At 66.5% G+C, this 14,424-nt stretch carries 9 protein-coding genes; 5 read left to right on the top strand and 4 right to left on the bottom strand.

What is annotated here, in order from left to right; all coding sequences use genetic code 11:
• The first annotated feature begins 35 nt into the window (after positions 1-35).
• The 4 genes from pdxA to PW947_RS01915 all read left to right on the top strand — a co-directional run bounded on the left by pdxA (position 36) and on the right by PW947_RS01915 (position 7,244).
• The gene (gene pdxA / locus PW947_RS01930) at positions 36-1,088 is read left to right on the top strand and encodes a 4-hydroxythreonine-4-phosphate dehydrogenase PdxA (protein ID WP_299629169.1); all 1,053 of its coding nucleotides are present in this window, start codon (positions 36-38) and stop codon (positions 1,086-1,088) included.
• Positions 1,070-1,747 carry a 4-hydroxythreonine-4-phosphate dehydrogenase gene (locus PW947_RS01925; RefSeq protein WP_299629167.1) on the top strand — a complete coding sequence of 226 codons (678 nt, stop codon included), beginning with the start codon at positions 1,070-1,072 and terminating at the stop codon, positions 1,745-1,747. The genes pdxA and PW947_RS01925 overlap by 19 nt, the downstream gene beginning before the upstream one ends.
• Before the next feature lie 248 nt (positions 1,748-1,995).
• Positions 1,996-4,890 carry a winged helix-turn-helix domain-containing protein gene (locus tag PW947_RS01920; protein WP_299629165.1) on the top strand — a complete coding sequence of 965 codons (2,895 nt, stop codon included), beginning with the start codon at positions 1,996-1,998 and terminating at the stop codon, positions 4,888-4,890.
• Positions 4,891-5,072: 182 nt separating this feature from the next.
• On the top strand, positions 5,073-7,244 hold the full coding sequence (locus PW947_RS01915) for a hybrid sensor histidine kinase/response regulator (RefSeq protein ID WP_299629163.1): 2,172 nt from the start codon (positions 5,073-5,075) through the stop codon (positions 7,242-7,244).
• A gap of 30 nt (positions 7,245-7,274) precedes the next feature.
• On the opposite strand, the gene PW947_RS01910 is transcribed toward PW947_RS01915, so the two are convergent.
• Genes PW947_RS01910 through PW947_RS01895 form a run of 4 tightly spaced genes read right to left on the bottom strand, consistent with a single transcriptional unit; the run spans position 7,275 to position 13,109 of the window.
• Positions 7,275-7,820 (bottom strand): peptide deformylase, encoded by a 546-nt coding sequence (locus PW947_RS01910; RefSeq protein ID WP_299629161.1) that lies wholly within the window; start codon positions 7,818-7,820, stop codon positions 7,275-7,277.
• 44 nt (positions 7,821-7,864) lie between these two features.
• Positions 7,865-10,684 carry an Hsp70 family protein gene (locus tag PW947_RS01905; protein ID WP_299629159.1) on the bottom strand — a complete coding sequence of 940 codons (2,820 nt, stop codon included), beginning with the start codon at positions 10,682-10,684 and terminating at the stop codon, positions 7,865-7,867.
• 5 nt (positions 10,685-10,689) lie between these two features.
• The gene (locus tag PW947_RS01900; RefSeq protein ID WP_299629157.1) at positions 10,690-12,534 is read right to left on the bottom strand and encodes an Hsp70 family protein; all 1,845 of its coding nucleotides are present in this window, start codon (positions 12,532-12,534) and stop codon (positions 10,690-10,692) included.
• Complete coding sequence (locus PW947_RS01895; protein WP_299629155.1) at positions 12,531-13,109, bottom strand: DUF2760 domain-containing protein; 579 nt, start codon at positions 13,107-13,109, stop codon at positions 12,531-12,533. The genes PW947_RS01900 and PW947_RS01895 overlap by 4 nt, the downstream gene beginning before the upstream one ends.
• 367 nt (positions 13,110-13,476) lie before the next feature.
• Here PW947_RS01895 and PW947_RS01890 point away from each other — a divergent pair, with 367 nt between their 5' ends.
• On the top strand, positions 13,477-14,307 hold the full coding sequence (locus tag PW947_RS01890; RefSeq protein ID WP_299629153.1) for a CHAD domain-containing protein: 831 nt from the start codon (positions 13,477-13,479) through the stop codon (positions 14,305-14,307).
• Positions 14,308-14,424: the final 117 nt, after the last annotated feature.

Raw genomic sequence — 14,424 nt, 5'->3', positions numbered from 1 at the left:
CCAGAATTCAGAGACCAAAATAACACAGGACGAATATGCGCTCATCGACCGGGCATCCCCCGAAGTTGATCGCCGTGACGATGGGCGATGCCGCCGGGATCGGGCCGGAGATCGTCGTCAAGACGTTCGCGGACGCGGCTTTTATGCGCGCGCATCCGTCGTTCGTGATCGGCGATGCGGGCGTCTTGCGCCGTCAGGCGGACGCGCTCGCGTTGCCGCTGGCCATCCGCACGATCGATACGATCGCCGCCATCGAACCGCCGACGTCATCCGGCGCGCCGGACGGCGCGAACATATTGCACGTGCTGGACGTCAGTCGCTTGCCCGCCGATCTGCCGGTCGGCGCGGTCAGTGCGCTGGCCGGACAGGCCGCGTTCGACGCGATCCGCATCGCGATCGATCTCGCGATGCGCGGCGAGATCGGCGGTCTGTGCACGGCGCCGATCAACAAGGCCGCGCTGGCGGCGGCACGCGTGCGCTATCCCGGCCACACCGAAATGCTCGCCGACCTGAGCGGCACGCACGACTACGCGATGATGTTGATGAACCCGACGCTGCGCACGATCCTCGTGACGGTGCATTGCGCGATGCGCGCCGCGCTCGCACGGCTGACCGTAGACAGCGAATTGCGCACGATCCGGCTCGCGCATCGCGCAATGCGCGAACTCGGCATCGAACGGCCGCGCGTCGCGGTGGCGGGGCTCAATCCGCATGCGGGCGAGGGCGGTCTGTTCGGCCGTGAAGAACTCGACGTGATCGCGCCGGCAATCCGTCTCGCCCAGCACGAAGGCATCGACGCGAGCGGCCCGTGGCCCGGCGACACCGTGTTCATGCACGCGCGCCGTGGGCGCTTCGATATCGTCGTCGCGCAATATCACGATCAGGGGCTGATTCCAGTCAAGCTGGCGGGCGTCGAGGACGGCGTCAACGTGACGGTCGGCTTGCCGTTCGTGCGCACGAGCCCGGATCACGGCACGGCGTTCGACATCGCCGGTCAGGGCATCGCCGATCCTGCAAGTCTGCGCACGGCACTGGCCACCGCGCATCGATTGATCCACCGGAGCGCGCCATGCGCCATTTCATCGTGATGCTGACCGAGCATGACCAGACCGTGCCCGACGCGCTGCGCGTCTACGACAGCCTGCGCACCAGCCCGATCCGCCATGTCGGCTTCAAGGACGTCGGTTTGCCGGTCGAGGCGCTGAAGGAGCTCGCGGCGCGGATTCGCGCGGACGGCCGCGCCGTGCTGCTCGAAGTGGTCGCGACCAGCGAGGCGAGCGAACTGGCGTCGGTCGCGGCGGCGCTGGAGATCGGCGTCGATTATCTGCTGGGCGGCCGTCATGCCGACGCGGCGTCGCCGCTGCTGCGCGGCTCGGCGGTCCGGTACTTTCCGTTTGCCGGACATACGCGCGGCCATCCGACCGTGCTCGACGGCCCGATCGACGCAATCGTCGACGACGCGCGACGGATCGCCGCGTTGCCGGGCGTCCACGGGCTGGATCTGCTCGCGTACCGTTTCGCGGGCGACGGCGATCCGGCGTGTCTGACGCGGCGCGTCGTCGATGCGGTCGGGTTGCCGGTGATCGCGGCGGGGAGTATCGACAGCACGGCGCGTGTGCGGGCGACGATCGGCGCGGGCGCGTGGGGTTTTACGGTCGGCAGCGCGCTGTTTCAGGGCGCGTTCGGCAGCCGTGCGCTCGCGCCGCAACTCGACGCGATCCTGCAAATCGACGGCGTGAGCGCCTGAACGTGCAACGGGCAGGCGCCCGGCGAACGTTTGCGCATGCTGCGCGACGGTGCAATTTGAATCGGTTATAGTCAGCCGGAAACCCCGTCCGCCACCGCGTGCCATCGCGAAAAGCGGGCTTATCCGCTACTGGTGGGCTTCAGCGGCGATCACGACATCTCGTAATGATCCGTTCGACGCTTGCCCGCGATCCGCACCCGCACGCGCGGACGTGTGCCCGCCCGGTTCACCCACGCCTTCTACCGACGATGATCCAGATCGGCCCACTCGACGTGCTGCCCGACCTTCGCGAACTCCGCCTGAACGGCGAGGCGATCCGCATCGGTAGCCGGGCGTTCGAGATTTTGCTGCTGCTGGCCGAAGCGAACGGCACGCTGGTCTCGAAGGACGACATCATGCGGCGCGTGTGGCCCGATACGATCGTCGAAGAGAACAATCTTCAGGTGCATATATCGGCGCTGCGCCGCGCGCTCGGCGACGAACGCGACCGGATCAGGACCGTGCCCGGTCGCGGCTATCTGCTGATTCGCGCGTCGGGCGCCGAACGCGATGCGTCGCCGGACGTAGGCGCGTCCGCGCATGCGTCGCTACCGGCTGACGCCGCGCTGTGGTCCGCGATGCACGCGGCCAACGGCACGGTTGCCGCCGCTGTCACTTCCGCCGCCTCTAACACCTCTAACGCCTCTAACGCCGCCGCAGTTGCCGAAGCGCCGCATCGCCTGTCGCATCTGCAAAAGCTTCCGCCCGACACCACGCCGCTGATCGGTCGCGACGACGAACTCGCCGCACTGACCGCCGCGTTGTCGGTGTCGCAGACTGTCACGCTGGTCGGCGCGGGCGGGATCGGCAAGACGCGTCTGGCAATCGAAGTCGCGCGCACGCTGTCGTCGCAATTCCCCGACGGCGTCGCATTCGTATCGTTCGCGGCCGTGTCCGAACCGCAATCCGCGCTCGACGCGCTGGCGATCGCGCTCGGCAACAAGTTGTCGCCCGCGCATGTCGTGCTCGAACAGATCGCCGTCGAATGGCGCAACCGGCGCGCGCTGATCGTGCTCGACAACTGCGAGCAGGTGTTGCCCGTCACCGCGCAGATCGCCGAAGCGCTGGTCGGCGCGAGCCGCGACATCCGCGTGCTGGCGACCAGTCGCGAATCGCTGCGGGTGCGCGACGAAGTGGTGCATCAGGTGCCGCCGCTGGCGGTACCGTCGCAGGACGATGCGGGTTCGGCGGTGTTGCTGACGAGCGCCGTCCAGTTGTTCCTCGCGCGCTCGCGGGCGGTCGATCCGCGCTTTTCGTCGGACGACGTCAGCGTGCGCCTGATCGGCGAAGTGTGCCGTCGTCTCGACGGCATTCCGCTCGCGCTCGAACTCGCCGCCGCGCGCGCGGCCGTGCTCGGCATCGGCTTGCTGGCCGCGAACCTCGACGACCGCTTCCGGATTCTCACGGGCGGCCGGCGTACGGCGCTGCCGCGTCACCAGACGCTGAAGGCGACGCTCGACTGGAGCTACCGGTTGCTCGACACCACCGAGCGCAAGGTGTTGCGCTGGCTCGGCGTGTTCGTCAACGGCTTTACGTTCGATGGCGCGTCGCAGTTGCTTGCGGCGGCCGGTCTGAGTCCGATGCAGGTGCTCGACGCAGTCGGCGGTCTCGTGTCGAAATCGTTGCTGACGCGCGAACTCGACGGTCCTGCGTCGCGCTACCGTTTTCTGGAGACGACCCGCGCGTATGCGTTGCAGCAACTCGACGCGAACGGCGAACGCGCGGCGGCGGCCTCCGCGCACGCGGGATATTTTCATGGGCTGTTCGATCGCGCGAAGCAGAACTGGACCGCGCGTCCGATCGGCGAATGGCTCGCGGATTTTCGCGGCGAACTGGAGAATCTGCGTTCCGCGCTCGACTGGACCTTGTCCGGGCATGGCGATCCGGCGGCGGGGATCGAACTGGCGTCGGTGGCGGTGCCGTATCTGTTCGATCTGTCGCTGGTCGAGGAATGCGCGGCGCGGGCGCGCGATGCGTTGCGCGCCATCGATGTCGTGGAATCGCATGGAGACGCGAGCGCGTCGTCGCCGGTGTCGCTCGACACGCGCTTGCGGCTAGTGTCGGCGCTCGCGGCGGCGCTGGTCTACACCGAAGGTCCGTCGCACGCGACCCGCGACGCGTGGCAGGACGTGCTGGATCGCGCGCTCGCAGCCGGGCACGGCGAGTACGAATCGCGCGCACTGTGGGGGCTGTGGAACTGGCATCAGTACGCGGGCGAACCGGTCGTCGCGCTCGCTTATGCGCGGCGCTTCCGCGAGCAGGCGATCGCATCGGGCAACGCGACCCATACCGTGATCGCGAGCCGCATCGAAGGTATCGCGCTTCATTACACCGGCGACCAGCGCGCCGCGCGCGAACGGCTCGAATCGATGATCGATGCGTATGCGCAGCCGCTGCATCGGTGGAATGCGATCGGCTTCCGGATCGAGCACGGCATCGTCGCGCAGGCGACGCTCGCGCGCGTGGTGTGGGCGCAGGGCCGCCACGAGGAAGCGCTGGCGCTGGCGGTGCAGTGCTTCGACGCCGCCGTCCGTTACGATCACGAGATGGTCACCTGCTACGTGCTGGTCGAAGCGCTGGTGCCGATCGCGCTGTTCAACGGCGACGACCTGCTTGCCCGGCAGGGCATCGATCTGCTGTCGCAGGTGTCGTCGCGATTCAACTTCGCGATCTGGGTGGCGAGCGGCAGTTGCTATCGCGCGTGTCTGGACACGATCCGCGAACCCACGCCGGCCGCGCTCGAACGCTTCGGTCTGGCGCTCGCCGGGTTGCGCGACACGCATTTCGTCGAACCGATGACGGCGTTGCAATGCCAGTACGCGCTGGCGGCGCTGGAACTGGGACGGCACGACGAGGCGCTTGCCAGCATCGACGACGCGATCCATCGTTGCGACGCGACCGGCGAGCGCTGGTATTACGCGGAGTTGTGCCGGGTCAAGGGCGAGGTGCTGCGCGCGATGGACCGTCACGCCGACGCGCAACACTGGTTGATCGCCGCACTCGAACACGCGGAGCGCAACGACACGCGCGCGTTCGAACTGCGCGCGGCGACCAGCGTGTCCCGGCTGCCGCTCGACACCATGCCGATCCAGGGGCATGCCTGAGCGGGCTGCGGCTCCGCGCACGAACGCATAAGGGCCGTCACGCGACGGCCCTTATGCGTTGGCGTCAAGGGCCTGGTTTCATCGTTCGCTGCAATGATCGCTTTGTCTGGGGTAAAGTCCTGAGGCGAGGTCTGCGCGCCCGTCGGCGATGCATGCATGGTCAATCTTGAATACGGTGCCTTGTGCGATACCCCGACAACCTGGAACTCGGTTTACCGCTGCCCTCACGCAATTTTCAGCTGACGCGCCGCATCCTGCGCATCGTGCTGATTGCGTCCATCCTGTTTCCCGCCGGGAGTCTGTGCGTCTACGAGTACTTCGACTATCAAAGCCGGCTGGCGGACGCCAACGAAGCCATCGACCGGCTCGATCGCGTCGCGGAAGAACATGCGGTCAAGGTGCTGGATCTGAACCAGCAGATGAGCGCGCGGATCATCGAACTGCTCGGCGACGATGACGACGAACTGATCCGCAAGCACGAGCAGCAGTTGCATAACCGGCTGCAACTGATCGGCGGCGATTTCCCGCAGGTGTCGGGCGTCGGCATTTTCAATGCAGAAGGGCGTCTGCTGGCGGGTAGCCGTACGTATCCGGTGCCGCCCATTTACGTCGCGAATCGCGAAGATTTCAACAGCGCGAAGAGCGCGCTCCCCGATCCGTATTTCTCGCTGCCGATGCACGGCCGCATGTCGCAAGCCGAAGTGTTCAACACCACGATCGCGCGCAGCGCCTCCGACGGCCGTTTTCTCGGTGTCGTGTCGATCTCGCTGCGCAACAGCTATTTCTCGAAGTTCTATCGCGATCTGATCGCGGGCAATCCTGCGCTCGCCATTGGCTTGTACCGGCAAGACGGCAGTCTGCTGGTCCGCTATCCGAACTGGGCGCCCGGCACGCATTCGGCGGTGAATTCGCCGTTTTCCGAGGCGTTGCGCAATCACCAGCAATTCGGCCGCGTGAGGCTCACATCGAGCGTCGACGGCACCGAACGGCTGCTGTCGTTTCGTCGCGTCGGCGACTATCCGCTGTACGTGGCGAGCGGTTACGCGGCGTCGGCGGTGGTCGCGCAATGGTTCCGGCATCTGATGATCGTCGCGATGGTCATCATGCTGCCGTGCGCGGCGATCTGGTGTCTGATCCTGTTCTCGCTGCGTCAACTGGATGCCGAACGGCTGTCGTGGGAACGCTGGCAAGCGGAACAGAAGCGCCGGCTGTCGGCGGAAGAATCGAGCCGCGCGCTGCACCGGATGGGCGCGCTCGGCAATCTGGTCGCCAACGTCGCGCACGATTTCAACAACCTGCTGATGGTCGTCGCCGCAAATACCGACATCGCGCGCACCAAGAATTTCAACGGACTCGAACGCGAAGTGATGGCGGTCGAGCGCGCGGCGTCGGGCGCGCAATCGCTCGCGCGCCGACTGTTGAGCGTGGCGCGCAAGCAGCCGTTGAAGCCGGAAGTCGTGATGCCGCTCGCATGGTTGCCGGCCATCGCAACATTCGCGAAAGCCGCGCTCGGCGACAACGTGCAACTGCTGGTCGATGTCGCGGACGACGCGTGGCCGGTCTACGTCGATGCGAAAGAGCTGGAGTTTTCGATCATGAACATCGCGGTCAATGCGCGCGACGCGATGAACGGTCGCGGCCGGTTCGCGATCCGTTGCCAGAACGTGCGGTATTCGGCGGCGGATGTCGGCATGCCGGTCGGCGAGTTCGTGATGCTGGCGTTCTCCGACGACGGCGTCGGCATGCGCGAGGACGTCGCGCGTCGCGCGTTCGAACCGCTGTTCACAACCAAGGCGCATGGCTCGGGCACGGGCCTGGGTCTCGCGCAAGTCCAGGCGATGTGCGAGGACGCGGGCGGCTCCGCCGCCATCGAAACCGTCGAGGGACACGGTACGACCGTGCGTCTGTATCTGCCGCGCAGCCGTGTTGCCGCAGCCGCTTCGCATGCGCATCCGCCGCCGGAAGCCGCGCGCGAAAGCACGCAGGGCACGGTGCTGGTGGTCGAAGACAACGAGGAAGTCGCGGCGGGCGTCGCGGCGGTCCTCGAAACCTTCGGGCTGGACGTGCGCGTCGCGGCGACCGCCGACGAAGCGTCGGACCGGCTCGAACACGGCGAAACTTTCGAACTGGTGCTGTCCGATATCCAGATGCCCGGCGAGCAGAACGGCCTCGATCTCGCCGAGCAGATTCGCGTGCGCTGGCCTGCGCAGAACGTTGCGCTGATGACCGGTTTCTCCGAGGATCTGGATCGCGCGGCGGCGATCGGCGTGACCGTGCTGTCGAAACCGTTCGATATCGCGACGCTTCACGAGGTCGTGATGGACGCCTGCCAGCGGCGCGCGCAGGCGTCGTGAACGCGGGCTGACCGGCCGGGGTTGCCGCGCTTACGCCGGTTCGGGGATGTAATCGACCTGTTGCATGAACGACGCGCGGTCCGCGTCGAACACGCTGCGATGCACGACGGGATTCGCGCCGGTCGCGCGATCGAACGACAGCACGCCGTCGAGATGATCGATTTCATGCTGGATCAGTTCGGATTCGGCACGACCGAGATGCGTCTTGCAACAGATGTCGCCGTCGAGCGTCATGTACTGGATCGACACCGACGCATGGCGCGCCACTCTCACCAGCATGTCCGGAAAGCACATGCAATCGTCCCACAGCGTCATCTGCGCGTCGCTTTTCCATATCACTTCCGGATTGAGCACGACGTTCGGCCAATCCGGCAACGCCAGTCCGATCATCCGTTTGCCGATACCGATTTGCGGCGCCGCGATCGCGCGTCCGAAGCCATGTTCCGCGCGAAATGCGCGGATCGCTTCGCCGAGCGCCTCGGCCTCGCGCAACACGTCCGGCGCGCGCACGTCGGTGATCGGAGCGGCGATTTCGCGCAATGAGGGCGAGCCGATCGGCAAAATCCTGGACGTCATGGGTGTACCTCGAAAAAGGGCGCGGCACGCGGGCGTGCCGCCGTTCATGCACCGATCAGCTTCAGGCCTGCGGGCAGCGATTCGCCGAACACGCGAACCGAATCGGCGTCGTCGAGCGAGACGACCTGACGCACCATCTCGATCCACGTCGATGCCGCGCCCGCCGATTGCAGCCGGTGGATCACCGTATCGCGTACGTCGGGTGCGAGATCGCGCGAACGGTCGCCCGTCATCTGTGCGATCTGCACGGCTGCGAATGCGGCCGGTTCGACCTTCTTCCAGTCGAGCGCGAGAATCGCGTCGAGCCAGCGCGTCGCGATATCGGGCGGCACGACGCTATGCGCGCTGCCGTAAAACGGCTGGCGCGCGCCGATCCGGCCGACCGCCCACCAGCTCTGCTGATTCTCCGACGACGCCTTCTTTTGCAGCTTCGCCAGCAGGCCTTCCGCGAGTTCGATCTTGCGTTCGATCGCAATCCGCTCCAGCGACGCCGACACCCGCATCATGTCCGCGTGACCGACTTTGGCCGGGTCGAACGGCACTTTGCGGCGCTTCATGCTGGCCGGTTCGAGCCACGCCATCGCATCGAGCAACTGGAGTTGCGCGGCTTCGTCGAGACCGCCCGCCGCGCGTCGCCACAGCGTCCACCATTCGGACCAGACCTGCGCGTCGTTGATGTACTGAATGCCGTCGTCGAACAGCGACCATAGCTGTTCGACACGCCATTCGTCGAGCGGATAGCCGAAGCCGGGCCGCACGCAATAGCCGGCCAGATTCAGCCACAGACGCTCGTGATCCGCCGAACGCCGCCGACGCCGAGCGCGTTCCCACAGCGCGCCGAACATATCGCGCAGCAACGCGCTGTCCCAGCTTTGTCGCGGGCCGAGCAACTGTTCGAGTTGCGCGCGCAGCCGCCGCGTTTCCTTCGGATCGATCTGCGCCGAGCGCGCGCCGAACACGCGGTCGATCAGTTCGATCGCGCGGTCGAGCAACGGGTGGCTGGGCGCGCCGTCTTGCGTCGTGGCGTTGGCTTCGTCGCGCCGCAACTGGAATTCGAGCGACCAGCGCTGCGCGGGATCGTCGGTGGCGATGCAATGCATGTCGAGCGTGCCGACTTCCGTCAGCGACGTCGTCAGCCTGACCGGCGTTTCGCGAGCGCGGTCGCGCGAATCGGCGGCGCTTTGCGCGTGCACGACGGTTGCGATCGGCGGGAGGCGGACGAAATCGCCTTCGCCGATATCGGCGATTTCACCGGGACGATACGGTGTGTCGGCGACCGTCGAGGCCAGATGGAAGCGCACCGGATGACCGAGCCGCAACGCGAACACGCGGTCGTGCAGATGAACTTCGACGCCTTCTTCGGTGCCGCGCGGCAACAGACACACGCCGCGCGACGGCCCGGCATCGTCGAGCGCGAGGAAGTAGCTGCGCGCCGAGCCGCCGCCGATCTTCGGCGCATGACCCGCGCGCGCCAGTCCGTACGCGACCGCGCCGCGTGCGACCGCGATATCCGGATGATCGTTTTGCAGCACGTTGACCGGCTGGCCGCGCCAGTCGCTCAACGTTCCGGCGAGACGCGCGGTGAGTGCCTGCGCGCGAAACACGCCGCCGTTGAGCAGCAGCGTATCGGGCATGTGCGTCGGCGATGGATTTTCCGTACCTGAGTCGCTGCCGCTGCCGCTGTCCGTGCTTGCCGCGTGGCGCTGCAGGAACGCCGCGACGTGACGCGTGACGGCCGGGTCCGACGCATAGGGCAAGCCGAATTCGACGATCGCGGCGCGCGCGCGTTTGGGCAGATCGCCCGCCGATACGGCCGGGAAAAACCCATCGACGACGATCTGTTCGATTTCGGCGCGCGTGAGTTGTGCACTGCGCGCGCCGCCGATCAGCTTCGAACCCGAGCCGAGCAGCGTCACCGCGACCGATTCCGGCGGCTGCGGTCCCAGCAACTGTTCTTTGGCGATACGGCAGCGTTCGACCAGTTGCGACAGGTTCGCCGCCGACAGTCGCGTGTTCCCGCTTGCCAGACGCGTTTCGACGAGCCGCGCAAGCGCGAGGTCCATGTTGTCGCCGCCGAGCATCAGGTGATTGCCGACGCCGATACGCGTCAACTGCGGCTCGCCATCGACGAACGCGACCTCGATTAGCGTGAGATCGGTCGTGCCGCCGCCGACGTCGCAGATCAGCACGCGTTGCGTATTCGCGAGGTCGGCGGCGAGCGTGGCGCGATGCTGGAACAGCCAGTCGTAAAACGCGGCTTGCGGTTCTTCGAGCAGCCGCACGCGTGGCAACCCGGCGATGCGCGCGGCTTCGAGCGTCAGTGCGCGCGCGCCTTCGTCGAACGACGCGGGAACCGTCAGCACGACGTCCTGACCGGCGAGCGGCGCGTCCGGAAAACGCGCGTTCCACGCGGCGTGAACATGCGCGAGATAGCTGGCGCTCGCGGTAACGGGCGAGACTTTTTCGACGTCGTCCGGTGCGCCCCACGGCAGGATCGGCGCGAGCCGGTCCACCGACGCATGCGACAGCCAGCTTTTCGCGCTGGCGACCAGCCGGCCCGGCACCTGCGCGCCGAGCACGCGCGCCAGCCGACCGATTACGGGCGGCGGCGCGTCGGCGTTTGCCCGGCTTTTCGCTGAGGACCCGGCCTGCACCGGATCCCACGGCAAACGCAGATCGCCCGCGTCGAATTCGCCGGGCGCGGGGTGATAACGTACCGACGGCAGCAACGGCCGCGCGCCGGTTTCGCCCGGACTGAGCAACTGGTCGATATCGAACACCTGCACCTGATCCGACCCGGCCGCCACATACGCGACGACCGTGTTGCTGGTGCCGAGATCGATCCCGACGATGTAGCGCGTCATCGAACTTAGTTCGCGCCGCCGCGCACGTCGAACTGAACCTTCCAGCGTTCGTTCGTGCCGCGCGGGATCGCTTCGAGTTCGAGCGTGCCGGCTTCGGTGACGTGCGCATGCAGCTTCACCGCGACCACTTCGCCGGCGGTGCGGCCTTCGGCCGGCAGCGTCGCTTCGATTTCTTCGAGCTCTTGCAATTCGTCCGGCGTCCAGAAGTCGAGCAGCGTGCCGACCGTATCCTGACGACGCACCGACGAACCGAAGAAACGGAAGTTCACCGGCTCACCGACGACAAGGCCGAATTCCATTTCCGGCAATGCCGCGTCGGAGCCTTCCTCGATACCGAACGGTGCGACGCACAGCGCCTGGATCGGCGGTTCCATGCCGGGCACGGCGGGCATCGCGGATTCGACCGCGACGTAGTACGCGCGTGCCGTGCCGCCGCGAATCCGCACGCCCTTGCCGCGCTTCACGTAGCCGTAGTAGGCCGCGCCGCGCGCGACCGCGAGGTCGAGGTCGGCGCCTTCGAGCAGACGCGCGGCCGGCGCATTGTCGGCGGCGAGCCACGCGTTCAGCGTATCGACGATCCGCGATACCAGCAGCGGCGACTTGAACACGCCGCCGTTGAACAATACGGCGGTCGGATGCAGGAACGTCGCGTTGCCGGCCTGCGCCTGTTGCATGCCGTCGAGTTCCGCGAGCGCGCCGACCTGACGGGCGAGGAACGCCGCCAGATGGCGCGTGATGCCCGCGTCCTGCGCGTACGGCAAACCGAGTTGCGTGAGACCGACACGCGCTCGGCTGACCGGCCGCGCGGCCGCATCGACTTGCGGGAAAAAACCGTCGAGAATGGTTTGCGTCAGTTCCGCGCGCGTCAGTTCGGTACGGATCGAACCGCCGATCAGCTTCGAACCGCGGCTCGGCACGACGAGCGGCGCGGTGTCGAGCGATGCGTCGTTCAGCAGCAATTCCTTTGCCGAACGGCACGCGTAAGTCAGCGCGCGCAATTGCCACGGATCGGCCTGGGTGCCTTGCGAAGCGAGCTTGCGTGCGACCACGTGTGCGAGCGCGAGATCCATGTTGTCGCCGCCGAGCAGGATGTGTTCGCCGACCGCGACGCGATGCAGTTCGAGATTGCCGTCGCGCTCGATCACCGCCATCAGCGAAAGGTCGGTAGTGCCTCCGCCGACATCCACCACGAGGATGATGTCGCCGACCTTGACCTGTTTGCGCCACGCGCCGTCGCTTTTCTGGATCCAGCTATACAGTGCGGCTTGCGGCTCTTCGAGCAGCGTCATCCGCGTATAACCGGCGGCGTTCGCGGCTTCGGCGGTCAGTTCGCGCGCGGCGGGATCGAACGAGGCCGGAATCGTCACGGTGACGTCCTGCTCCGCGAACGGCGCGTCCGGATGCGCGTGATCCCACGCTTCGCGCAGATGCGTCAGATAACGCGCCGACGTTTCCAGCGGCGATACGCGCGCGACTTCCGGCGGCGCGTCGTTCGGCAAGATGGCCGCGCGGCGGTCCACGCCCGGATGACACAGCCAGCTTTTCGCGCTCGACACGAGGCGGATCGGCGTGCCCGCGCCACGGCTGCGGGCCATTTCACCGACCACGAAATCGCGCTCGGCGGTCCACGGCAGCCACAGGTCGCCCTTGGTCAGTTCGCTGGCGTGCGGCAGATACAGGAACGACGGCAGCAGGCTCGGCGATTCGATTGCGCCGGGTGCGGTCAGTTGCGACACGGGCAGCACGCCCTGGCTGGTCTTTTCGCCGTCGCTGGCGGCGAGATCGACGTACGACAGCGCGCAATGCGTGGTGCCCAGATCGATACCGATCGAATAACGTGGATCGCTCACAGTTCCACCTCCGCCGGCGCAATCACGGACGCGTCATGGCTGTCGGTCAGGCGCGGCAGGCGGACGTCGTCCACTTTCCAGCCGCGATGGCTCAGGTTGCCGCTGAAAGGCGCCTTGCCGACGACGTTGCCGGTCAGGCGTACCTGCGTCGCGTCGAAGCCTTCCGGCAGCGTCACGCGGCTGTTTTCGGCTTCGCTGCGCACCGGGCGGATCGTGAAGTGCTCGCGCAAGGTCGCGCGGCAGCCTTCGTGGACGAGGCGCGCGGCCGCGCCGATGTCGGCGTCGGAATAGGCGGCGATGTCTTCTTCGACGAAATCGACGAAGCGCGCGTCGCGCTGCAGCAGGCCGAGCAGTTGCAGCGCGGCGTCGGGCGTCGCTTCCTTGATTACGACCGGCGCGGGTGCGGGCGCCGGAGCGGGCGCGGGTGCGGGGGTGGCAACGGGCGCGGCGAACGGCGCGTCGCCGCGACGCAGGCGCTGGACGTCGGCGGCAAGTTTGCCGTCGCCGAGGATGGAGAAAAATGTGCCGACGGCAACAGAAATCCTGCCGAGGAAAGACACGTTCGATTCGGGCATGACACTAGGCTCCAATGGGCTCGCGGTGTTCCGCGAGCTGGCTTGCTGGACGCGAGGCGCCGCGCGCGACGGCCACCCGGCGAACGGATTCGCGGGTTCGTCACAGCGCTGCGCGCGTCCTGAAAACCCGTATTTTGCCTTGATGTGGGGCCAGGCCGGGCAATATCGGCGTTGCGACGCGCGTAACGATGGCGGTCGCGCTTCTATAATCGAGCAACGAGGCCATCGTAAAACCTGCGGAAGAACAGCAAAAAACCCCGCTAAAACAGACACAAAACCGGTTTTTTGCCGACCCGCATCGCATTGCGGCGAACGGCGCGGGAATCCGGTTTGCTGGTCAGGTGCATGACCCGATCCAGGACGTGACATGAAACATGACACAGATGCACCGGCCTCGCCCGATTCGGCGGAAGCGCATTTTTCATCGTATGCGACGCCGCTCGTGGATGACGCCATCGCCCACGCCGCCTCGCTCGACGCCGACCCCGACGCGGAAGTGCTGCACCGGTTGCGGGTCACGCTACGGCGCTTGCGCTCGTTGCTGTGGGCTTACCGGCCGCTGCTCGATCGCGGATTCGACGACACGCAACGGCTGATGTTCAAGTTTCTCGCCGACGCCGCGGGCAAGACGCGCGACTGGGACATCCTGATCGAACTGCTCGACCAGACGCTCGATCGCGGCGAGGCGGCGCCTGCCAGCCTGCGCGCCGCGCGCGCGGAAGCGCTGGGCAGCAGCCGCGAGACTCTGTCGCAAGCGGAAATCAAGGCCACGCTGCGCGACGCGCTCAAACAGGCCAACGTGGCGTTGAATACCGCGCATCAGCGCACGCCGTTGCGCAAGTTCGCGTGCAAACGGCTGGCGCTGGCGGAAAAATCGCTGGACCGGCGGATGCGCACGGCGTCGCGGGCAAAACGCGGCGACTACGCGTCGTTTCACGAGGTTCGCAAGGCGGCCAAAAAGGTCCGTTATCTGCTCGAATTCTTCGAGCCGCTGCTGACGAAAAAGCAGTTGAAGCGCACGAAGCCGCTCAAGAAAATCCATCAGCGCTTCGGCGCGCTCAACGACGTGGTCGCCAGTGAAGCGTTGCTGCAAAGCGCGCATGGCGTGTTTCCGGACGACGCATCGGGCGACGCGGCGATGGCTGCGCTGAAAAAAGAGCGCAAACGCCGCGCGAAGTCGGCGGCGAAATTGCTGTAGCGGGAAATGCTCGGGTACATAAACGCGGCGCCTATTGATTTTATTTATTCGGGAAACCAGGTTTATTCGGAAGACCATTGATTGCGCCGAAAATGCGCGCAATCAACCGGCTTTCCG

It is taken from the genome of Paraburkholderia sp. (assembly GCF_028283785.1).
Lineage (GTDB): Bacteria > Pseudomonadota > Gammaproteobacteria > Burkholderiales > Burkholderiaceae > Paraburkholderia.
The sequence above is the reverse complement of the archived record's forward strand: the minus strand, read 5'-3'. Positions and strand labels throughout refer to the sequence as shown.

Excerpts from the sequence above, each read along its gene's own strand:
- pdxA (WP_299629169.1), top strand. The coding sequence starts at position 36 with ATGCGCTCATCGACCGGGCATCCCCCGAAGTTGATCGCCGTGACGATG.
- PW947_RS01925 (WP_299629167.1), top strand. The coding sequence starts at position 1,070 with ATGCGCCATTTCATCGTGATGCTGACCGAGCATGACCAGACCGTGCCC.
- PW947_RS01920 (WP_299629165.1), top strand. The coding sequence starts at position 1,996 with ATGATCCAGATCGGCCCACTCGACGTGCTGCCCGACCTTCGCGAACTC.
- PW947_RS01910 (WP_299629161.1), bottom strand. The coding sequence starts at position 7,820 with ATGACGTCCAGGATTTTGCCGATCGGCTCGCCCTCATTGCGCGAAATC.
- PW947_RS01905 (WP_299629159.1), bottom strand. The coding sequence starts at position 10,684 with ATGACGCGCTACATCGTCGGGATCGATCTCGGCACCAGCAACACGGTC.
- PW947_RS01895 (WP_299629155.1), bottom strand. The coding sequence starts at position 13,109 with ATGCCCGAATCGAACGTGTCTTTCCTCGGCAGGATTTCTGTTGCCGTC.
- PW947_RS01890 (WP_299629153.1), top strand. The coding sequence starts at position 13,477 with ATGAAACATGACACAGATGCACCGGCCTCGCCCGATTCGGCGGAAGCG.